General features: G+C 69.2%; 19 protein-coding genes and 1 pseudogene. 5 read left to right on the plus strand and 15 right to left on the minus strand.

What is annotated here, in order from left to right:
• Positions 1-74: 74 nt before the first annotated feature.
• The 13 genes from J7E88_RS33010 to J7E88_RS33070 all read right to left on the minus strand — a co-directional run bounded on the left by J7E88_RS33010 (position 75) and on the right by J7E88_RS33070 (position 11,815).
• Positions 75-2,162, minus strand: a complete 2,088-nt coding sequence (locus J7E88_RS33010) for a chromosome segregation protein ParM (protein ID WP_215187146.1) — start codon at positions 2,160-2,162, stop codon at positions 75-77.
• Positions 2,163-2,243: 81 nt separating this feature from the next.
• Entirely contained in the window at positions 2,244-2,660 is a 417-nt protein-coding gene (locus J7E88_RS33015; RefSeq protein ID WP_215187147.1) for a conjugal transfer protein TraB, read from the minus strand.
• A gap of 14 nt (positions 2,661-2,674) precedes the next feature.
• Positions 2,675-4,480 (minus strand): ATP/GTP-binding protein, encoded by a 1,806-nt coding sequence (locus tag J7E88_RS33020; protein WP_215187148.1) that lies wholly within the window; start codon positions 4,478-4,480, stop codon positions 2,675-2,677.
• Between the two features lie 576 nt (positions 4,481-5,056).
• Positions 5,057-5,293, minus strand: a complete 237-nt coding sequence (locus J7E88_RS33025; protein ID WP_215187149.1) for a hypothetical protein — start codon at positions 5,291-5,293, stop codon at positions 5,057-5,059.
• Entirely contained in the window at positions 5,290-5,787 is a 498-nt protein-coding gene (locus tag J7E88_RS33030; protein ID WP_215187150.1) for a hypothetical protein, read from the minus strand. The genes J7E88_RS33025 and J7E88_RS33030 overlap by 4 nt, the downstream gene beginning before the upstream one ends.
• Positions 5,788-5,975: 188 nt before the next feature.
• Entirely contained in the window at positions 5,976-7,646 is a 1,671-nt protein-coding gene (locus tag J7E88_RS33035) for a DUF2637 domain-containing protein (protein WP_215187151.1), read from the minus strand.
• Between the two features lie 120 nt (positions 7,647-7,766).
• A complete protein-coding gene (locus J7E88_RS33040) occupies positions 7,767-8,528 on the minus strand; it encodes a hypothetical protein (protein WP_215187152.1) in 762 nt (253 codons plus the stop codon).
• Positions 8,529-8,701: 173 nt separating this feature from the next.
• Positions 8,702-9,076 (minus strand): hypothetical protein, encoded by a 375-nt coding sequence (locus J7E88_RS33045; protein WP_308307700.1) that lies wholly within the window; start codon positions 9,074-9,076, stop codon positions 8,702-8,704.
• Between the two features lie 290 nt (positions 9,077-9,366).
• A complete protein-coding gene (locus J7E88_RS33050; RefSeq protein WP_215187153.1) occupies positions 9,367-9,675 on the minus strand; it encodes a WhiB family transcriptional regulator in 309 nt (102 codons plus the stop codon).
• A 33-nt stretch (positions 9,676-9,708) separates the two neighbouring features.
• Positions 9,709-9,885: a hypothetical protein gene (locus J7E88_RS33055; RefSeq protein WP_215187165.1), complete on the minus strand. Its 177-nt coding sequence runs from the start codon at positions 9,883-9,885 to the stop codon at positions 9,709-9,711.
• A gap of 118 nt (positions 9,886-10,003) precedes the next feature.
• A complete protein-coding gene (locus tag J7E88_RS33060) occupies positions 10,004-10,492 on the minus strand; it encodes an ATP-binding protein (RefSeq protein WP_251023564.1) in 489 nt (162 codons plus the stop codon).
• Positions 10,489-10,908 carry a hypothetical protein gene (locus J7E88_RS33065; RefSeq protein ID WP_215187154.1) on the minus strand — a complete coding sequence of 140 codons (420 nt, stop codon included), beginning with the start codon at positions 10,906-10,908 and terminating at the stop codon, positions 10,489-10,491. The genes J7E88_RS33060 and J7E88_RS33065 overlap by 4 nt, the downstream gene beginning before the upstream one ends.
• A 172-nt stretch (positions 10,909-11,080) precedes the next feature.
• Positions 11,081-11,815: a hypothetical protein gene (locus J7E88_RS33070; protein ID WP_215187155.1), complete on the minus strand. Its 735-nt coding sequence runs from the start codon at positions 11,813-11,815 to the stop codon at positions 11,081-11,083.
• A gap of 369 nt (positions 11,816-12,184) precedes the next feature.
• Here J7E88_RS33070 and J7E88_RS33075 point away from each other — a divergent pair, with 369 nt between their 5' ends.
• The 4 genes from J7E88_RS33075 to J7E88_RS33090 all read left to right on the plus strand — a co-directional run bounded on the left by J7E88_RS33075 (position 12,185) and on the right by J7E88_RS33090 (position 15,407).
• The gene (locus J7E88_RS33075; RefSeq protein ID WP_215187156.1) at positions 12,185-12,526 is read left to right on the plus strand and encodes a GntR family transcriptional regulator; all 342 of its coding nucleotides are present in this window, start codon (positions 12,185-12,187) and stop codon (positions 12,524-12,526) included.
• Between the two features lie 227 nt (positions 12,527-12,753).
• On the plus strand, positions 12,754-13,920 hold the full coding sequence (locus J7E88_RS33080; RefSeq protein ID WP_215187157.1) for an XRE family transcriptional regulator: 1,167 nt from the start codon (positions 12,754-12,756) through the stop codon (positions 13,918-13,920).
• 15 nt (positions 13,921-13,935) lie between these two features.
• The gene (locus J7E88_RS33085; RefSeq protein WP_215187158.1) at positions 13,936-14,499 is read left to right on the plus strand and encodes an isochorismatase family cysteine hydrolase; all 564 of its coding nucleotides are present in this window, start codon (positions 13,936-13,938) and stop codon (positions 14,497-14,499) included.
• Positions 14,496-15,407 (plus strand): FAD-dependent oxidoreductase, encoded by a 912-nt coding sequence (locus J7E88_RS33090; protein WP_215187159.1) that lies wholly within the window; start codon positions 14,496-14,498, stop codon positions 15,405-15,407. Before J7E88_RS33085 ends, J7E88_RS33090 begins: the two co-directional genes overlap by 4 nt.
• A 1,232-nt stretch (positions 15,408-16,639) precedes the next feature.
• On the opposite strand, the gene J7E88_RS36580 is transcribed toward J7E88_RS33090, so the two are convergent.
• The gene (locus J7E88_RS36580; protein WP_251023565.1) at positions 16,640-16,975 is read right to left on the minus strand and encodes a hypothetical protein; all 336 of its coding nucleotides are present in this window, start codon (positions 16,973-16,975) and stop codon (positions 16,640-16,642) included.
• Positions 16,976-17,152: 177 nt separating this feature from the next.
• On the opposite strand from J7E88_RS36580, the gene J7E88_RS36585 reads away from it, so the two are divergent.
• A complete protein-coding gene (locus J7E88_RS36585; RefSeq protein ID WP_251023566.1) occupies positions 17,153-18,016 on the plus strand; it encodes a hypothetical protein in 864 nt (287 codons plus the stop codon).
• A gap of 348 nt (positions 18,017-18,364) precedes the next feature.
• On the opposite strand, the pseudogene J7E88_RS33100 reads toward J7E88_RS36585, so the two are convergent.
• Positions 18,365-19,126: pseudogene (locus J7E88_RS33100) on the minus strand (collagenase); the annotation flags it as partial.
• Between the last annotated feature and the right edge of the window lie 425 nt (positions 19,127-19,551).

The following is a 19,551-nucleotide window of genomic DNA, read 5'->3' on the forward strand; positions in this document are numbered from 1 at the left end:
AGCGGTGTGTCCTTCCGGGTGTGAGCAGGGCCCGGCCGGTGCGGCCGGGCCCTGCGGGCTGGGTGCGGGGTGGGTCAGACGCCGGAGAGGTTCTTGATGGCCTCCAGCGCCTGGCGGGGGGAGGTGACCGCTTCGCGGCGCTCGCCGCCGCCCTTTCGGGGCGCGTCGTCGTCGCCTTCCTCGTCATCGGGCTCGGGGCCGAACTCGCCGGGCCGGGGCGGTTCGGTCCAGTCGAACCACAGGTCCCGCGCTTCGAGTTCACGGATCTCGTGCTCGGTCAGGGTGGCGATGGTGTCGGGGAAGTAGCCGTCGATGCCGGCTTTGAAGTCCATGAACAGCGTGCGCAGGACGTCGGGCTCCTTGCTCTCGATGATCCATCCGGCGCCGCCGGTGTTGGAGTCGGAGGGCGGCTCGGGCTCGCCGGCCATCACCCGCTCGATCCGGCCCTTCTCCGCGGGGGAGAAGGAGCGGGGGAGGGGGTCGGGGATGTACTCGGACGGGACGCCGAGGGCCTTGAACATCTCGGTGACCTTCTTGGGCGCCACCTTCAGCACGACCGGAATGCAGTTGTCGCGCAGGTTCTCGCACAGCAGCTGCGTGAATCCGTCCTGGACGTAGATGGACTGGCCTGCCACCTTCAGGCCGACCCCGTACTTGCGGCCCTTGACGGACACGAGCTCCGCGAGGTCCATGATCTCCGCGCCGTAGTCGCCGTTGCGGGCGGCGGAGAGGAACTCGTCCAGGTACGCGGACAGCATCCGGTAGGGGCAGCCCGGGCGTGTCGGGTCCCACTCGTGGACCTGGCCGTCTTCCCACGGCATCTCGCCGCGGATCTCCATCAGCGCGACCAGGACCCGCAGGAGCCGGATCATGTAGAGCGCGCCGACGCCGTAGCGGGCGGTGTGCCTGCCCAGTGCGGCTGTCTTCTCGTCCGGGGCCTCGGTGGCCAGCATGACCACGGCCCCGAACAGGGCGTCGGCCGCGACGTGCAGGCCCATCAGCTGGGTCTTGCCGCCGCCGGACGGGGCGACGAACAGGCCGTGGGCCGCGCCGCGGTCGGTGTGGACGCGGTTGCGGGCGGGCTGGCCGTTGCCGAGGTACCCGGTCACCCAGCGGCCGTCCTTGTCCGGGGTCAGCAGCTGCCGCGTTGCGGGGAAGACCTGGGCGAGCGGCGAGCTGTCCCACAGGGAGACCAGGATTTGGCTGCCGTCGACGGTGACGAACAGCCGGCCTTCGTCGTACTTGGTCTGCAGCGCGGCCGCCAGGGCGTGCTGGTTGACGCGCGGCTCGCCCATTTCGTCGGGGACCTGGGCGATGTAGTGGGTGACCCGGCGGGCGTGGTCGCGGACCTCCTGGACGAACTCCGAGCCGGGCACGGGCCCGCCGGCGGTGCCGATCCGGTCGGCCCACCACTCGTGGGCGGTGGGGGCCTTGCGGCGCCGCTCGTTCGCGTCGGGGGTGACGTGGACCTCCTTCCAGCCGGGGCCGCCCTCGCGCCCGTGCTGCCGGGTCACCGCCTCGATGCGCACGTCGGTGACGTCGACACCGAACGCGGCGGCGACGTCCTCATCGGTCAGACCGGAGATCGGCCGTCCGGCCTCGGAGGCGCGCAGCAGCAGCGACAGGTCGTTGGGCATGCCGTCGTGCGGGGTGGCCTTGACGACGATCGTGCGGCCGGGCAGGCCGCGGTTCTCCCACAGCCAGCGGACCTGCCGGGTGAACTGGTCCGCGCCGTCGTCCGGCTGTGCCGGGGACGGCTCGGGCGCGGCGGGCTGCAGTTGCGGTGCGGGGGCCGGGGCGGCGAGCGCGGGCCGGTGGTGGCGGCGGGTGTGTCGGGAGAACGGCATCACCAGCAGCCCGGCCGCCGCCCATCCGGCGGCGAGCAGGCCGTCCATGCACCATGGGCCCCAGCCGATGGTGTTCTTCGCGGCGACGTCGACGGCGGCGGCGAACACGAGCGGGGACCAGCGCAGGAACTTGCGTCCCGCACCGGGCTCGTCGCTCTTGTAGGCGAGGACCCAGCCGCCGATGCCGGCGGCACCCGCCAGCTGTACGACTGTGTTGACGGGGCTGTCGGGGGAGAGGTTCGGGGCCGCGGCGAGGACCGGGGCGGCCAGGGTGTACAGGGCGCGCTCCTGGGCGACGCTGCGCGGCACGGACACGGGTTCTTCTCCTTCGGGAAATGAGGTTGGGCGGCCCCGTTGGTGGCGGGGGCCGCCCACAGGGGTTTCGGTGGGTCGGGGTCAGTGGGCGAAGAAACCCGGCTTGGGGGTGCGCTCGGGGCGGCCGGAGCGGATGGTGTCCAGGGCCTCGTACAGCCGCGCGTGCGTATGTCGCGCGTCGTGGGCGAGGCCGGACACCTCCTGGGCCGTCTCGTGGAGCTTGCGGACTTCGACGGCGGCGCCGCCCAGGGCGATGGACACCTGGTTCGTCATCTCGACGAACTTGGGGTCCAGTTCGGCGTTGGCGGTGGTCACGGTCAGGCGCTCTGCACGCTGGGCGTTCATGCGCATCCCGCGCAGCAGCGCCTCGAGTTCGTTGCCGGCCAGGTCCATGGCCGTGCCCAGCGTCTTGAGCTTGTTCTGGACGGCCTTGTACCGGTTGTCGCCGTCGGTCTGGGCGGCAGCACCGCCCCTGGTGCGGGGCGCGAGGTCGCTCACAGCGAACTCCTTTCCTAGTCGTGGTGGGCGGCGGAGGAGGCGTGGGCCAGGCCCGCGTCGTCCATGGCCTTGATGTCCTCGCCGTAGGTCCGGCCGACCGCCATGGCGGCGAGCCGGGCGGCCTCCGAGGCGATCCCGCATTCGGTGGCACACCGTTCGGCCAGCTGCTTCATGCGCGTCGCGGCGTCGGCCAGGTCCGTGATCTGGTCGACGACCTCGGTGGCGACGTTGTGGTCACCGACCAGATCAGCCGCCATGTCCCGCAGGGCGTCGGCGACCTTGCCGAGCGCGACCGCCAGTTCCTGAGCGCGGTCCTTGTCGGCTGCGGCGGCGATCGCGATGTTCACCATCTCCATCAGGTACTCGCCGAAGGTGATGTCGGTGCGGTGCTGGGCCGCCATCCGGGCCTGGCCAGACGCGGGCTTCCTGACCTCCGATGCCACGGGGTCCTCCTGTGCAGTGGGTCGGGTGGTGCCGGGACGCTGGGTGTGGGGCTCCGGGGCCCGGGGGAGGCCCGCCGGGCCCCGGACGTGCGCCCCGAAGGGGTCGGACGGGTCGTCGACGATGACCGCGTCCGGGATCTCTTCCTCAACCGGCTCGGACTTCGGGGACCGGGTCGGCCGGTCAGGGCGGTCCACCGTGACCTTGAGGTCTTCGGGTCGAAGCCTTGAGGGCTCCTCCGGCCCGGGCGGGGTGGTGTCCTCGCCGGCCGTCGCGAAGAAGTCCTTGAGCCGCTCATTGAAGGAGCGCCCGTTGCCGCTGTCGTCAGCGCTCGGCGGGTCCTTGACGTCGTCGGGCCTGGGGCCGTCGTCCGTCCCGGTGTCGTCCTTCGGATCCGTGTTGGTGCCGTCAGACGGCTTCTCGCCGGTCTTCCTGCCGTCGTCCGGCTCCTTGGTCGCGGAGTCGTCCTTCGGGTCGTCAGCGGCCGGTCCAGGGCCGTCCTTGGACATCTTCTTGGTGGTGGCCTCGGAGTCCTTGTCGCTGGTGGAGTCCTTGGCCTTGCCGTCGTCCTTCGCGGCTTTGTCCTTCTCCGCCGGGCGGCGCTTGTCCCAGCGGCGCTGCGCTTCCTCCGCCACGGCCTCACCGAGGGTGGTGCGGTCGTCGGCGGCCTTGGCGGCCTCCCGCTTCGCCTTCCTCTCGGCCTTCCGCTCGGTTTTCGCCTCGCGGCGTTCCTCCCGCGCCGCCTGCCGGTTGGCACGGTCCTGGTCGCGGTCCTTGCTGCGGTCGGCGAGGTTGGCAGCCTGGTTGGCACTGCGCCGCTGGTGCCGGGCGGCTTGGCGGGCGGCGGCGCGTTCCTGGCGGCCGCGGGCCCGTTCGGCCCGGGGGCTGACGGCCGGCGAGTTCTGCGTCCTGCCGCCATCGCCCTTCGAACCCTTGCCAGAGCCCGAACTGCCCGAGCCGTTCTTGCCGCCGGAGCCGCCCGAACTGCCCTTGCCAGTACCAGACTTGCCGGAGCCTCCAGAGCCGTTCTGGCGGCCTTTGGAGCCCCCGGCCGACTCATTGCCCTTCGAGCCGCCCCCACGGCCGCCAGCGGAGCGATCAGAGCCCCTCCCGGTGCCCTTGGGGGAATTGCCGCCGCTGGAGCCACGCCCGGTGCCGCCGGACCTGTTCGTTCCCGAACCCCGGCCGCCGCCGGTGCCGCCCCGGCCTGAGCCGCCGGAGTTACCGCCGCCCCCGCCGCCGGCCTTCGCGCGGCCCTTGTCGGTGCCCATGCCGGAGCTGGAGGACCGCGAGCGGTCGGCGTCGGCCTTGCCGCGTGCCGCCGTCTTGTCGGCCTTCGCTTTCATCATCGCCGTGTGGAGCTTGCTGTTCTGCTCCATCGCTGCGACTTCTTGAGCGGTGCGGGCCTCCAAGAGTGCCGCCTTGCATGCTATTTCCGCCTCACGGAACGGCGCTTCTCCGGCGTGCCGATCCCGCGCCAGTTCCAGCCTGTATTCCAGCCAGTCACCGAGCCGATCTGCGAGAGAGCGAGGCTGAACGTATTCGCCTTCCTCATATTCTCCGTCGTCACATTCCGGAGGGCCGGGAATTCCTGTTTCCCGCAAAACCGTTTCCGGGGAAATAGGGCCGCGCACAGGCGGGAGTTCTATTGTCGTCTCCGCTGGGGACTCCGGGGGGACGCCGCCGCCCGCACCGCTGTCGGACGGTTCCGAATAAAAGAGATCCCCACCATCGGGAGCGTCCGGCATGCCGCCGGAATCACTGCCCCGAGTGGGGAGGTGAACCACGTTGCTGTCGGTGTCGTTGGACACGCGACTCCCTCCTCCTGGGCTTGACAATCGGCACCGGCCTCGCGTACGCGCGTGCGCGGCACGCGGCACGCGCGGCACGCGTTGGGGCCGCCGAAGGGCCGCCCCCGGGGATCGGAGGCGGCCCTTCGTACGGGACGCGGAGAGCTAGCCGGCGTGGCGGCGGTAGACGTTCTCCAGGGCGAGCGCGACGTCACGGATGAAGGCCGTGTCGCCGTCGCGATAAGCCTGGGTGCCCCGGATATTCATAATTCGGAGCCAGTAGTAGAAGGTGCCGAGCTCATTACCGTGCATGGCGAGCATATCTTGTTTTATTTTGCGCTCGTGTTCCGCACGGTTCAGTTTCCTCCGCTCTGCTCTCGTGAGCGGGCGACCTGCACTCACGCCGACTCCCTGCGGTCCAGGTTGTAAATCGACGTGGGGCCACCATAGCCCGCATTCGAGTCCTTTTCGCCCCCCTCCGGGGAGCGTTCAGGGGCGGCCTGGAGTGTCGGCTTGTTCTTCCTCCCCTGGAGCTGCGCCCTTTCCTTTCGCTGCTTCCTGACCTCCTTCACCTTTTCGTCGTGGGCGTGACGCCTATGGGCGCTCTTTTCCAGGCCAGCAGAGACGCTCTTGAGGTTCTTGAGAACGTCATTCAGGGACTTTTCCACGGGGAAAGACCGCAGAAAGGCCTGGCCCATCTTGTCGCCCTCCACCCGGGTCCCGCGGCAGTGCACACGCGTCTCGAGCTGGAGAACCTCCAGCTTGGCCGCCATGTCCAGCACGACCCGGTGGAAGTCCGCGAGGTAGTGCGCGTAGGCGGCGGGATTCTGCGCGATCTCGCGCAGCGCCGCGTTCGGGTCTTCGAAGAAGGGCTTACCGGTCTCTTCGGTGTTCACGGGGTCCTCCGATAGGGGTCGGATCTGTTCTGGCAGCAAGGCTCTTGACTGTTTCCGGCTGTTCAACAGTGGTGAGGGATGCATTGCTGCAATGCTTGGTACGGCGCTCCGGCGCCTTCACCGCGTCCCCGAGGTGTCGTCAGCATCTCGGGGGCCGGTGGAACCGCCGGACCGGTGGTTCGTGCGGGTCAAACGCGGGCGGCAGCCTGGGCGGTGACGGGCAGTTCTTTGTTGTCCCTGAGGATCTGCACGGCCCGCTTACGCCGGCCGGAGGCGGTGCCCTGGGACACACCGAGGACAGTTTCGATGTGGCTGAGCTTGACCGCCTCGACGTCGTAGCCGGCGTCTCGGATCATGTCGGCGACTTGGCGGGCCTCCCGCTCCATCGGCGTCAGCCGGGCTTCAGCCTCCAGGTCCGCAGCCTTCAGCGCGTCGGCAGCGGCCTTCAACCGGGCTTCAGCGGCAGCCGCTTCCTCTTCGGCAGCCTGACGCTCCAGCACCCTCGTCCGGGATTCCGCTTCTGCCGCAGCCTGAAGATCCTGCTGGGCTTTCAGCTCTGCTTCAGCAGCACGTTGACGGGCTTCAGCAGCGTGCTGCTCGGCCTCCGCGGCCGCCTGCTCCTCCTGGGCTGCGATCCGGCGCGCGGTGGCCGCCTCGGCGCTCTCCTTCAACTCGGCTTCAACCACCTGCTGCTGGGCTTCAGCCTCCCGACGCCGTGCTTCATCCTGCTGCTCGGTCAGCAGGCGCTCACGCTCGCTCTGCCAGATGAGCTGGTCCCTCTCCCGCTTGCGGGCCAGCTCGTCCTGGCGGGCGACCTCCTCGGCCTCCAGCTCCGCCACGCGCGCCCGGGCCTCGGCCGTGAGGCGCTTGATCGCGGCGTCCGCCTCCGCCTGACGCACCTGAAGGTCCGCTTCAGCCTGCTGAGCCCGCACTGAAGCAGCCGCCTCGGACTCGGCCTTCGCCGCCTCCAGGTCAGCCGCCGCCCGAAGCTCGGCAGCCTGCGCCTGAAGCTCAGCCGCCTTCACCTGAGATTCCGCTTCAACTTCCTGAACCCGGCCCTCGGCCTGCTGAAGCCGTCGCCGGCGGGCCCGCTCATCCTTCGCGTCGGCCTGACGCTCCGGCTCGGTGAGAGCCTCCTCGATCGTCATGCCGTACGCGGCGAGCCTCAGCGGCTGAAGCTTCTCCTCCGGCGCTTTGAAGCGCCACAGCCGGCCGAACTCAGCCCGCATCTGCGACCGGTAGACCATGAGCGCGCGGTCCCGCTGCAGTGCTGTCTCGTAGGAGGTGATCTCCCACGTCTTCATCAGCCGGTTCACCCGGGCCGAGCCGACCGGGCTGTAGAGCCAGCGGGAGAAGCGGATGCGCTCCATCTCGCTGCGGCCTTTGAGCCGGCCGATGTGCGCGGCGTACAGGTGGGCGGCGATCTCGGACAGGACCACCCACAGGGCGGCGAGCGCGGCGTGGCCGAGCTTGCCTTCGAGGGTGGCGCCGGTCTGCCAGTTCAGGACGATCGTCACCACGGTCAGCAGCCGTGGGATCCACTTGACCCACGCGAGGGGCTTCTCGGCCTTGACCAGGAGCAGGTTGACGATCGAGAAGACCAGGATGCCGAGGTCCACGCCGACGGGCAGCATCCAGGCGTAGGTGCCCCAGCCCCAGCCGCCCTGGGCGGCCGTCTTGGCGGCCTTCTCCTCGAGCGCCCGGTAGGACGAGGCCAGGCCCAGTGTGCCGACGCCGATCCCGGACAGGATCCCGAGGACCAGGAGGGCCTTCTCCCCGCGTGACCAGTGCAGCGCGGGGTGCTGGGCGCCCTCATCCGCCGCGGACGGCCGCGGGGCGGGGTGGTGCGACGGGTTCATCTCTCCTCCTTCCTCTTTCGACAAGGGCACCGGCTGAACCGGCACTGCGGCCCGGGGCGGGTGGGTGTTCGGGGGGCTGGTCACGCTGGTCCTCCTCGAAAGCGGGGCGTGCCGGATGTGTCAGGTGAGTTCGTGGGCCAGTGCGCGGTCGGCGACGAGATGTGCGACGTCGAGCAGCCGCTGGCGCTGCTGGTCGATCTCCCGCGTGAGGTCGGCGACCAGCGGGGTGTCCATCCGGTAGTAGGGGGTCGGCGCGTATGCGGAGGCGTGGTCGATCCACCAGTGCGTCGCGTCCAGGCCGAGCTCCACCGCGACGTCGGTCAGGAGCAGCTCGTGCTCCTCACCGGCGATGTGCACCTGGTCGGAGGCGAGGTTCGCGAGGCGGCCGGCGATCTCGTCCCACGCCTCGGCCGCGCTCTTCGCGGCCTGCTGCGCGTCCGTCAGGCGGAGTACCTGCGCCCGCCACATTTCGTCCGGGGTCTGCCAGAACGCGTCGAACGTCGCCCGCAGCTGATCCCGCGCGTTCGTCCAGGCGTCCCACATCGGCACCGCTTGGCGCAGCACTGGGCTGGCCTGCCGCCGCAGGCGGGCCTTGGACCACACCGCCCGGGCCGCCTCGTACTGCCACTCGAGCTCCCGCTTCTGTTCACGGGGTAAGGCGCGGTCGGCGTAGACGGCCGCGGGAACCTTCGGCTCGGGCTCGCAGCCGGTGAACGGGGAGAAGTGGTAGGTGCCACCGCCGTCCCGCTCGGCCGGCTCGAACCGGACGAAGCGCGGGTGATGGTGGCCGCTGATGTCGACCGATGCGGCCGACGCGGCAGGCAGGGAGCGGCGCAGGTGTGAGTCGTCGAGAGCGTGCGCGAGAGTGATGGTGCTGGCCATGGGGGTCCTCCAAGTCATGCCCGGACGCAGCTGCGAACCCTGGGCACATACGGAAGGCCAGCCGCCCGGCTGGGGGCGACTGGCCATGGGAGCAGGAATGTCTACGAGCGTCGGAGCGTCCGGGTCTCCGGCCAGTTGATCTCCGGCCGCGGGCGCCCTGACGGCCGGAGCGGCTATGGCCGAGGAAGCGCCCGGCACTGTGCGGCGTGCTTCTGCGCCCAACCCTGAGGATTGCGGCACCTGTCGGCCTGCTCATCCAGGAAGGTCTCCACGCGGTCGGCGTCGATCTCTGCGTATTCGCTGATGTCCTTCTTCCGGCAGCCCTGGCAGACAGCGGTGAAGGTGAGGTCGACGACCTGGTGGGCGCGGTAGTAGCGCATGAGTTCGGGCTTCTCGGGCGGAGTGCTGGTGTAGGCCTCCGACGCGCGCTGTGTGATGTCTACGGTGGCCCCAGCGACGGTGAGGTAGCGGGCGACCATGCCCTCTGGCCAGTTCTGGCAGGCACGGCCGGTGGGGTCAAGCTCGCGAGCGGGCAACGTAGCGTGCACGGGTCTCTCCTGGGCGGTCGTGTCTGTAATCGGAGCTTTGATCTCCCTGCCGTCGCCCGGCCCGGGGTCAGCCGGGCCGGGCGATGAAGAGGCTTAGACCTCGTCCAGCGGGATGCGCGTGGTGGTGTCCTCGTCGTTCTCGGAGGCCTTCGAGGGCGCGCCGAAGTTCTTGTTCATGTGTGTCGTCTCCTTCGGTTCAGAGCGGGGCGGATCCCGACGCTCTCCATCGGCCCCGCACCAGAGGGGCGGGACCGATGGGCTGTGCCGGGCATGAGGGCAAGGTCGCTGGATCAGTTGGCGCGGCGGGCACGCGCCCGGGCGGTCCGGCGCCTCTCGGCGCGGCGCTCGTCCTGGGACAGTCCGCCCCAGACGCCGTCCTCCTGACGCGTCTCCAGGGCCCAGTTGAGGCAGGTCTCCATGACGGGGCACCGGCGGCGGCACACGGCCTTGGCTTCCTCGATCTGCAGCAGCGCCGGCCCGGTGTTGCCGATGGGGAAGAACAGCTCGGGGTCCTCTTCCCTGCAGGCCGCGAGGTTGCGCCAGTCGAAGGGGGTGGGGGCCGGTACGTCGGGCCTGTGGCCGATGGTGACGTTCTTCATGTCGTTCTCTCCAAGGTCTGTGGCGTAGGGGAGTCAGCGGCGCCGCTGCCGGAGACGCTCGTTGTAGGCCTCCTGAAGGCGGGCGAGCCGGTCGTGCAGCGGCTTGCCCGTAGGGCAGTGATCGTTGGGCTGGCAGGCTGCGCACCCACGGGTGTGTTCGTCTGCGTCCTGGTAGGCGCGCATGTAGCGCTGGTAGAGGTCGTCAGGCACGGTGCCGTTCGCTCCTCGCCGGTGGCGGTGCACGAGTGGCGGGAGCGGGGGCGGTGATCTCCGGCTTCGGGAGTGCGGTTCTGCGCACGTCCGTGAGCTGACCTTCCGCCCCCGCCCGTCAGCGAGCGGGGATGTGGCAGGCGATCTGCTTGCCGATCGGGGACTTCCGGATCGACCAGCCGGGCGCGTACAGGTCCAGCAAGCCGAGCCCCCTGCCGGACTCCGCCTCATCGCTGTCCAGCGGTACACCCCGGCGAGTCGGGAGGCCGGGCAGCGGGTCGTGGACCCGCACAGCGACGCCGCTCATCGTGCGGAACACCTCCACTACCAGCGGAGCATGAGGGCCGACGGCCGCGATGGCGTTCCCAACCAGCTCGGACAAGACCTGCTGCGCGGTGTACGCGGCATCGGAGCCAGCGCCCACCGCTTCCAGCACCGTTCCCGTCAGACGGCGTACGGCCTTCAGCGCTTCGGGCGATGCAGTGATGTGGGCGACGAATCCCTCGGCGCGGGGGCGCAAGAAGAAGCCGGGCTTCGACGCGGGCAGTTCCGGCGGCGGCTCGCCCAGCGCGCACATGGTTGCCGCGCCGGTGGCGATGGGGCTCATCGAGCGACCCCCGATCCGCGACAGGAGCTGCACTGGTGCCAGGTCTGGCGGGTGACCCCGCCGCTGCTCGTGTCGGCCATGCGTCCGCACTTCCCCCTGCACACCGTGCACCGTCGCTGAGCGTCGGTCCCCGTCGGACGGACGCTCGTGTTCGCCATGTCGGGCGTCGTGGAGCGTGTAGCGAAGGACAGCAGCGCCAGCATGGCGCTGCCGGGCATCATCTGCCCGAGGGTTCGGCGGGCCCGGCGCTCGAGCGGGATGCGGCTGTCCGTCTGTCGCGACATCCGCAGCATCAGGTCAGCGGCGACGCCGTGGTGTTCCTCGGGTTCGGGACCGCGGGCGTCGTCCTCGGCTTCGATGTCGTCGGTGACACCTGCGGTGGGGGATAAGGCAGTTCGTGTGCGTACGATGCTCACCGGGCCTCCCAGAAGGTCCTGCAGAACAGCCCCGGGGGTGCAGACCCCGGGGCTGTCGCCTTTACCTGCGGCTCCCAGCTGGGAGCCGGCTGCCGTACGAGCAGCCACGGCCGCGGCCCTTCCCCGATGCGAGGAGCAGGGCCGCGGCCGTGGGCGTTCGTTCAGTTGTGCCTCAGCGTCGGACGCGGAGGGGCTCAAGTGGCACGTCAGGGCCCTCCGCCGGCGCAGTGCCGTCAGGTACCTGGCCGCGCTGCGCATCCGTCGCCGCGACGGACCATCGGACCCGGTCCCACTCGGCCGCCCGGCGTCGCGGGAAGGACCGAGTCCGGCTGCGTTCCGCCTGCCGCTCGTACCGCGCCACACCAGCGCGGTGCTCCTGGCGCTGCGGCTCCTCCTGGAGGCGCTGGACGTAGAGGTCTGCGAGCTGCAATCCGCTGTCGCAGTGCGACCGACCGGTGCAGGCCGCACACGCAGTGCGGTGAGCGAGGTAGATCTGCCGCGCCTTGTCGAGCGTGACCCGGGCTTTGATGCGATGGATCGGGACGGCCGGGTCCGACAGCGGCTTGTAGAACTGCCGTCCCGCTCGCCGATTCTCCGCTGGCATCGCGTCCCGCAACAGCCAGTCCTGCCTTGCCTGCCACGCCCGCACGTCGATGTCGATGACGACGAGCTGATAGCTACCAGGGCAGCTCGCGGGCTTCTCGCCCCCGGTGACCTTGCCGAAGCCGGGGTGCTCCCGGATCTTCAGCCTCGTGTCGCCGATGATGCGTCTCCAGGTGCCACAGTCCGGGCAGACGATCGACTTGGTCTCAGTCGGACGGACGTTGAAGTCTTCCGCGGCCACCGTGCTGAGCAGGAGCGCCGGCCGGCCGTTCGTGCATTTGGTGCGGGTTCCGTTCCTGGACATGCCGGCCTCCCGTGGGTTGAGGTGCGGTGCTGCCTTCTCCGCCTGCCGGGCGGCAACTAGGGGCCAGCCCGGCAGACAGACAGCGCAGCAGCGCTGTTCAGAGGTAGTTCGGTGGTGCGCAATATTCGGTACAGCTGCCTCGACCGGAGGAGCCAAAGCTCAACCCCAGGCCGCCGCCGAGACGGTGGCAACCGCTGTTCTGCGTCCCTGCAGTTCCGGCCTTCGTAGCCCTGGCAAAGCGACGTCGGAGACCGATGCCGACGATCTACAACTTCATCGGCATACATAGGTTAGCTGATACAGTTAGTTCTGTGTCAACCAAGTTGAGCAACGTATCTATCCGGATGAGGTGGACCTACCATGTGGCTCATGACGGACGAGTCCATCCAGCCCTACCAGCGCATCGTGCAAGACGTTCGCGATCGGATCCGGCTCGGCCACCTTAAAGGTGGCCAAAAGCTGGAGAGCACGCGTGTGCTGGCGGAGAAGTACCAGGTCGCGCAGGGCACGGTGCAACGTGCCCTTGCGGAGCTTCGGACCGGCGGCATCATCTACTCCCACCAGGGTCGCGGCAGCTACATCCGCGAGTCGGCCGCCGAAGTGGTCGCTGATCCGACCACGCAGGCCATCAAACGACTCGAAGAGCAGGTGGCCGACCTGACCACTCGACTGGAGCGCCTCGAGCACGACCGGACCAGTACGGACAGCTGACGCGTCTGTCCGCTGAGCGGTCGTAGCGCGCGGGATGCAGTAGTCGGGCGATCGAGATGCTTCGGGCATGGCCTTCTTCCAACGGGCTGCTCGTCCGGATTCTGATCAACACCAATAGCTTCCTGGGCGCGGTGCTTTCGTGAGAGGCCCGACCGTGGAACTGGTGTGGAACCAGCGTGGAACTCGGGCCACTTCGGCCTGTCGAATGACCGCCTAGGGGGTGTGTAGTGATCGCCGTGGAGAACTGGACAGGCGAGGAAGCGACGCTCCTGCGCTCGGTGATGCGCGACTCGGTGCGGGACTTCGCCGGTCGTTTGGGGATCGATCCCCGAACGGTGTCGAAGTGGAAGCAGAACCCCCGCAGGGTGTGCCGTCCGGCTATGGCTCAGGTCCTGGACCTGACGTTACGTCAGTGCACGCCGGAGGAGCAGGAGGCCTTCCGCGTGCGCTTGGCGGCACTGCGCGGCGAACCCGCCCCCGTCGCGGGCAATGTCCCTGCGCGACCCGCAGCATGCACGGTCGTCTCGCACAAGTTCCTGCCCGTGTACATCGGCGAGCGGAGCGCCTCTCTGTTCGCAGCTGCTGCCCCTCGGGCAACCGGTCCCGGCGGGCTGGAGCGCCGAGTGCTGCCCGCCGGCCACCGTTCAGCTCACGCTTCGACCCTGCACATCTACGCATGCGGCGTCGCCGTGGCCCACCTGGAAGAGCACAAGCACGTCAACTCGATTACTGAGCTCGCTGTATGGCGCTATCGGACCTACTTGCGTGAACCCAAGTGGGTCGGCGAACGACTCTCGCTGCTCATGGCGCAGCACAGCCAGGGACCCGTCGCAGGACCTTCCCCGGTGCCGCAGTACATGCTGTCCGCGTACGAACTACGCGAGCATGCCTGGGAGGACGCAGGCCTCGATACGGCCCTCCAACTCCTCACCACACCGTCTGTGCTCGTCGACCGGCAGAACCCGGCTCACGTGGTGCCGCTCGGTACCGGCGTGGAAGACGCGAAATTTCGAGAGGGCTGGGCACACCCCGAAGCGGTGCCATTCGGCGGAGGGGTATCCCGCGGCGTGGCCGGCTGGTCAGGAGTCTCCTACCACCCGCAGTCAGACGAACGGGCGCTGACCATGCAGCAGATCATTGCCCTGGAGCTCGACGTACAGGCACTGTGGGCCCTGTCCGCCTACGTCCTGCACATGATCGAGGACGGGCACGATCCCGTGATGCCGGGCGAATACAGCTGGCGCTACCTGCGCAGTGCCTTCTTCCGACTCACCACGGCTCGCCCGACCGAATCGGCCCAGCACCGCATGATGCGCGAGGCCATTCTGGCGACCAGTGAACTGCCCGATCGATTGCGCGCCGCCCAGGACGTGCTTCGAGACACCAACCCGTAGAGGAAGGCAGACCGAGTGGACCCTCGTTCGACAGCGCTGCTGGTCATCGACGTTCAGCAGGGCTTCGTCAACCAGCACAGCCGCGGCGCTCTGCCAGCCGTCATGCGGCTCGTCAGCGGATGGCACGCCGCCGGCGCTCCCGTGGTGCTGACCCGCTTCCACAATGAGCCGGGCTCGCCATACGAGACGATCACCGGGTGGACCAAGCTCCGCACGCCAGAAGAGCAGGCTCTCGTGCCAGAGCTCGCTCCGTACATCAGCAACGCGGCTGCCGTCCTCGATAAAGGGCAGTCGTCGCTCTTCACCCCTGAGGGCACCGAGCTGATCCGCGCCGCTGGCTGGAGCGACCTCGTGCTGTGCGGCATCGACACCGACGCGTGCGTCTACGACTCTGCAGTCGACGCCTACCAGCACGGCTACCGGCCCTGGATCGTCACCGACGCCTGCGCCTCCACCGGAGGCTCCGAATACCATGACGCGGCACTGCTTCTCGCCGGCCGGAACATCGGCCCCGACCACCTCGTCACCAGCGACACCGTGCTGGCCCGACTCACCGGGACCCAGGAGGCCCGCGCATGAGTAAGCCCCAGTACGAAACGGACGTTGTCGTGGTCGGGGCCGGACCGGCCGGAGTCGCTGCCGCCGTCATGGCAGCCAGCCTCAACTTGCGCACCATCGTGGTGGAGCCCGGCCGCGTCGGCGGCAAACTCCACACCATCGGGGCCCTGGAGAACGTCTCCGGAAGCTGGTCGAACGGCCCTCAACTGGCCGAAGCCCTGACAGCCGACCTCGAACGTCTCACCGAAGCGGGGCGCTGCGCCGTGATTCGCGCATACGCCGTGAGCGTGTGCGGCCTCGACGACCACGCCGAGCTCACCCTCGAAGGCGGCGGCCTCGTGTCCGCACAAGCCGTCGTTGTTGCGACCGGCGTCGCCGCCCTGACGCCACCCGACGTCGACTGGGTCAGCACCCCCGCCCAGTTCTCTGCGCCATCGCTGTGGCGTGCCGCCCCACAGGATCTCGCCGGGAAGACGTACGTCATCGGCGGCGACCGACCCTTGGGCACCTGGCTGCGCGCCCATCCAGAGGCGTCGACGACGCTCCACGTTCTTTGCCCTCCCACCGATGACTACAAGGTCGAGGAGGTCGCAAGAGACGACCGCATTCGCATCGTGCCCGTGGCACATGTAGCGATCGCCCGACCGACGTACGGAGACGGCTGGCTGGTAGAGGTCGAGCAACGCTCGGGGGACCGAACGACCTACATGGCCACGACCCTGCTCAGCAACCTGGGCAACAAGCCGGCAGCACTCGAGGGCCTCGCACGCGGAGAAGACGGCTACTGCCCGCCCGAACACCAGCACCCCCGAATCCACATCGCAGGCGACCTGAGGTCTGCCCGCTACCAGCGCATTGCCACCAGCCAGGGCTCAGGCGCCGAAGCCGTTCTCGCGCACTACTACACCACCGCGCTACAGAAGGCCTGAAGAAAGAGAGGAAGAGCCATGACCTAGCCACATAAGACGGCACCTCAAGGAGGGGCCGCTCGGGCTGTGCAGCCCGGGTGATTCGCCGTCACCCAGGCCGCCGCCCATCCATCACCGGAGAGCTTCGCCAGCCCTCCGACGGGATCGTCCAACCGGTTCGCCGCCGGCCGAACGGTTCACACATCTGGTTCGCCCAGAACCACGAAGCACCGTGTGAGGGCTTCGCTGTGCCTTCACCCAAGAGAGGAAGACGGCCCCATCATGCATGACGTGTGCCCGGGTCGCCAGCTTTGGCGTGCCCGCGTACTTCCGATCCGACCGCCTCAGCCGCCCTCTTCTCACGACAGCCACAGTCCGGCCACCGGACTCATCAGTCAGCTCCCCGCCTGCCCTCAGCCGGAGCTTGAGTGAGCGCCGCAGCGGGAGTTGCCGCCATGAACGCGCGCACGCCGAAGCGCCGCCAGGCGAGGCGCCGCGACTCGGGCGAGGCGGGTCCGGTGGTGTGCCTGCCGATCGGCAACCCGATGCGGCTGACCGAGACGATGCGCGGCCGACTGCTTGGGGCTGTCAGGGAACTCGTCACCGATCCGGCCCTTCGAGGCGCGTCGGACGCCGCCCGGCTGGCAGCCGTGGTCCTCACAGCAAAGGCCAAGGCCTCCGCCAACTACGCGACGTCCATCTGGGCCGCCGAGCTCGGCCGTTGGCTAGGCGTGTCCCAATCGACCGTGGCACACACCGTGCTGCCCGAGCTGCGCCGCGCGGGCATCGTCGGCTCGAGGGCCACGACGAACTCGGCCGGCCACACGACCGGCTTGGACTGCTGGGTCGTACCGATGTACCGGGCGCAGCAGGCCGGCGACCGGCGGCACCCGCTCGCGCTGACGCGCACGGAACTCGCCGTGCTGTTACGCCTGTGCGAGTCCCTCTTCGGTCCCGGGTGGGCGCCGAAAGACCGGGCGCCGATCCCGCCGGGACTGTTTGCAAGCCGCAGAGGCCGGGGGGCCGCCACAGACCGGCTGGCGCTGCTACTGATGGTCCTCTCGTCGAACTCCCGTGGCTGGCTGCGGCTTTGTCCTGGAGCCGTCGATTCGGACAGGGGACGCCCGGCGACGACCGTCGCGCGGCTGCTGGGCTGCTCGCCGGCAACCGGCGCGAAGGTCGTCGCGCGCCTGCAGTCGCACGGTGTCACGCAGGTCGTGCGCCAGGAGACCGCCTCCGGGCTGCACGGAAAGTCACGCGTGCGAGTCCTGCCAGTTGCCGTGGCTTACCACCGCGCCAGGACCGACCGCCAGGCCGCGGCGACTGTCGCCGCAGACCTCCCTGCTACTGCATCCAGAGATCTTTCCCCAGCCGGACCTCTCAAAGGCGCTGGCGGAGCTGGGGATTTTGAGCAGGTCGGTGGCCACGACGGCGAGTTCGCGGACCTCGCCACTGCTGCACACCACCACGCTCTCCACGCTTCCGTGGAACCTCAAGCCGGTCGAGCTGAACATGGATGTGGCTTTTCCGGCGCAGGCCGTGGGGGTGACCGTGGTCTGCCGGACCGCGCGGGTGCGCGCGAAGACCACGCACCGGAGGGTGATGCCCGTGCCCCGCTGACTCCGGTCCTCGGCAAGGGCCGCCCGCTACGCGGGGACAAGCCGAAGAAGTCGGAGGTCGTCGCTGGCAATAGGCGGGCCGCAGCACCTTCGGCGCCGCGGCCTGCAGCAGCCGGGGCGACAACTCGCGGTGCGCGGCGGTCGGCGGTGCCACGTCCGCCAGCGGATCTGCGGGCCGTACTCGAGCCGGTGGAGCTGCTCTGGGCCCGCCTCGACCGCCCGTACGCCCAGAGGCTGGTGGAAGCTGCTGTGCGCAGCGAGCTCACCGCGGTGGCGGGATACGTGGGCTGGGCGGATGCCGGCCAGGCGCTCGCCGACCGGTTGACCCGCAGGCTGTCCGAACAGGGAGGCACGCAGGCCGTCACCGATCCGGTGGGCTGGCTGATCCGCCGAGGGCTACCGCAGCGCCCGCGCTGCGCCGACGTCAGGTGCGACGAAGGCCTGCGGCTCGACACCGGCGGCGACTGCGCCACCTGCACATACCTCGCCGCCGACCGGCGAGCGCGGCGCCACAGCGTCGCGGCCGCCGTCGATACCGACATGCCACACGCCTCCGACACCGAACGCCGTGCGGAGACCGAGCGGCGGCTGCACCAAAGCGTCACCGCCGAAGCCTGGGCCAAAAAGGCCCGCCGAGAGCAGCTCGAGGCCGAGGGCGCCAGGCGGCAAGCGGCGGCCGCGCAGACTCACGCCAGAGCTCGCAGGCCGGGGGAGTCGGCACCCGCCCGGGCCGGCTCGCTCGCTCTGCCCGCGCCGCGATCCGCACCGGCGGGGCCCGAAATCGTCACTGTCGTGCATGACGATGAACCGATCGTGCTCGAGGAACTGACCCGCGACCAGGTCCTCGACTGGCGAAGTCGCGCCGCCAAAGACCACCAGATCGTCCTCGACCACATCACCGAGTACGGGGAGCCTTCTGCCCGTCGCCTGTTCACGAGCACCTTCGTCGACCAGGTCCACCGCCTGCAAGGAGCACGCCACCTCGTACTGGGACACACCATGTGGGGGTAAACGTGAGCAGCGAAGTCTCCGGCTCGACCTGGCACGCGTTGCCGTACGTGCCTCCCAGGAGGCCGCAAAGAAGAGCGAAGGCCGCGCTGCGATGCCGAACGATTTAACGATTTACAGTCCCCGACGCCAAGAGATCGACCGCGCGCATGAGGTGAGGGAGCCCAACATCAGTATGGGAGGACAGAGTTGGGCTCCCTCGCGACCGTGCTTCACGTGAAGACCGACGACCTGTTGAAGGGCTCACCCCACCTCGCACCGTGGCCGCCGACGGTCGGGGTCTTCGTCGTTTCGGGAGTCCCTCGGTGCCTGTGCGGGGGAGTCCGGCCGTCGCAGGCGTACGGGTCAGGTGCCCGCCGCCACGGCCGTCAGCCAGGTGTTCCAGTCGCTCTCGTAGTTCAGCGAGGTGAGGAAGGCACGCGCGGCGGTCCAGTTTCCGGTGCGGTAGTGGCCGAGCACGGTGGCGACGTCGGCCGGGTGCTTTTCGACCATGTAGCGGGCGGCGAGGTAGCCCCAGTTGTAGGTGCGGTTGACGTCGCTGTTGGCGTAGGTGGTGTCGAACAGCGTGCGCAGGGAGTACGTGTGCTTGCCGGCCTCGGCCACCGCGCTGGCGTAGGTGACGCCGCGGTAGGAGTAGGAGATGTACTCCGCGATGCCCTCGCCCCACCACACGGTGGGGGTGGTCTGGCTGGCGCTGAAGTCGCCGTACAGGTCGAAGCGGCCGTCGAGGTAGTGGGTGTACTCGTGGTTGAGGTTCCAGATCTGCCAGCCGGGGCTCACGTCGGTGCGCTCGTAGCATATGAACCGCGGCTGGTTGCCCGTCTTGGCGGGGTCTCCCTCCAGGTACATGCCGCCGTTGTTGGTGTCGATGCCGTAGATTTTCCCCGCGTAGGCCTTGTAGTCGGCGCTTGAGTTGAAGACATCGACCTCCAGGGTGGTGTTGTAGTCGTTCGCGACCGGCCCCGAGTCCTTGACCACGCTGTGGAAGTAAGCGTCCTGGTTGGCCAGACTCGCGCAAGTCGCCGTCAGCTGGGCGGCGGTCATCTCCTGGGCCCGGATCCGCAGCGTCGGACTGCAGTTGTGGACGATCGGCAGGATGCGCGATTCCAGCTTGCCGCCGGTGGTCCCGGTCGCGCCGGGAGCGTCTTTGACATTGCCGTGGGCCGGGCGCTGGCCCGGGTCCGCGAAGACGTGGTCCGGCTTGGGATCGGCCTGGGAGGCTTGGGCGGGAGAGGCCGCGACGGCGGCTATGAGCAGGGCGGTGGCGACGGCCATGGCGCGCAAGATTCACTCCTGGGGATGGGAGTAGGGGGTCCCGTCCGCGACGGGCTGCGCTGTAAAATGGCACATGTCACATGGCTTTTCAATATTTTTGACAGGGACGCATCGAGTCTGTTTCGTCGCTCCGGGGCAGCGCATGCGCCTGACGACCGCGCTCCCGTTCCGCCCTGGGGCAGGGGAACGGCAGTGGCAAGCATTGGTCGAGTACCTGTAGTTCTTGGACTGCTCGGCGATGTTGTGGTCTCGGGTGGGGACCA

Origin of the sequence: Streptomyces sp. ISL-10 (genome assembly GCF_018614575.1) — a bacterium.
GTDB lineage: Bacteria > Actinomycetota > Actinomycetes > Streptomycetales > Streptomycetaceae > Streptomyces.

What these genes read in the sequence shown, in the direction of transcription:
- J7E88_RS33020 (WP_215187148.1), bottom strand. Translation starts at nt 4,480, where the DNA reads ATGGAGCAGAACAGCAAGCTCCACACGGCGATGATGAAAGCGAAGGCC.
- J7E88_RS33040 (WP_215187152.1), bottom strand. Translation starts at nt 8,528, where the DNA reads ATGGCCAGCACCATCACTCTCGCGCACGCTCTCGACGACTCACACCTG.
- J7E88_RS33070 (WP_215187155.1), bottom strand. Translation starts at nt 11,815, where the DNA reads ATGTCCAGGAACGGAACCCGCACCAAATGCACGAACGGCCGGCCGGCG.
- J7E88_RS33035 (WP_215187151.1), bottom strand. Translation starts at nt 7,646, where the DNA reads ATGAACCCGTCGCACCACCCCGCCCCGCGGCCGTCCGCGGCGGATGAG.
- J7E88_RS33075 (WP_215187156.1), top strand. Translation starts at nt 12,185, where the DNA reads ATGACGGACGAGTCCATCCAGCCCTACCAGCGCATCGTGCAAGACGTT.
- J7E88_RS33060 (WP_251023564.1), bottom strand. Translation starts at nt 10,492, where the DNA reads ATGAGCCCCATCGCCACCGGCGCGGCAACCATGTGCGCGCTGGGCGAG.
- J7E88_RS33090 (WP_215187159.1), top strand. Translation starts at nt 14,496, where the DNA reads ATGAGTAAGCCCCAGTACGAAACGGACGTTGTCGTGGTCGGGGCCGGA.
- J7E88_RS33050 (WP_215187153.1), bottom strand. Translation starts at nt 9,675, where the DNA reads ATGAAGAACGTCACCATCGGCCACAGGCCCGACGTACCGGCCCCCACC.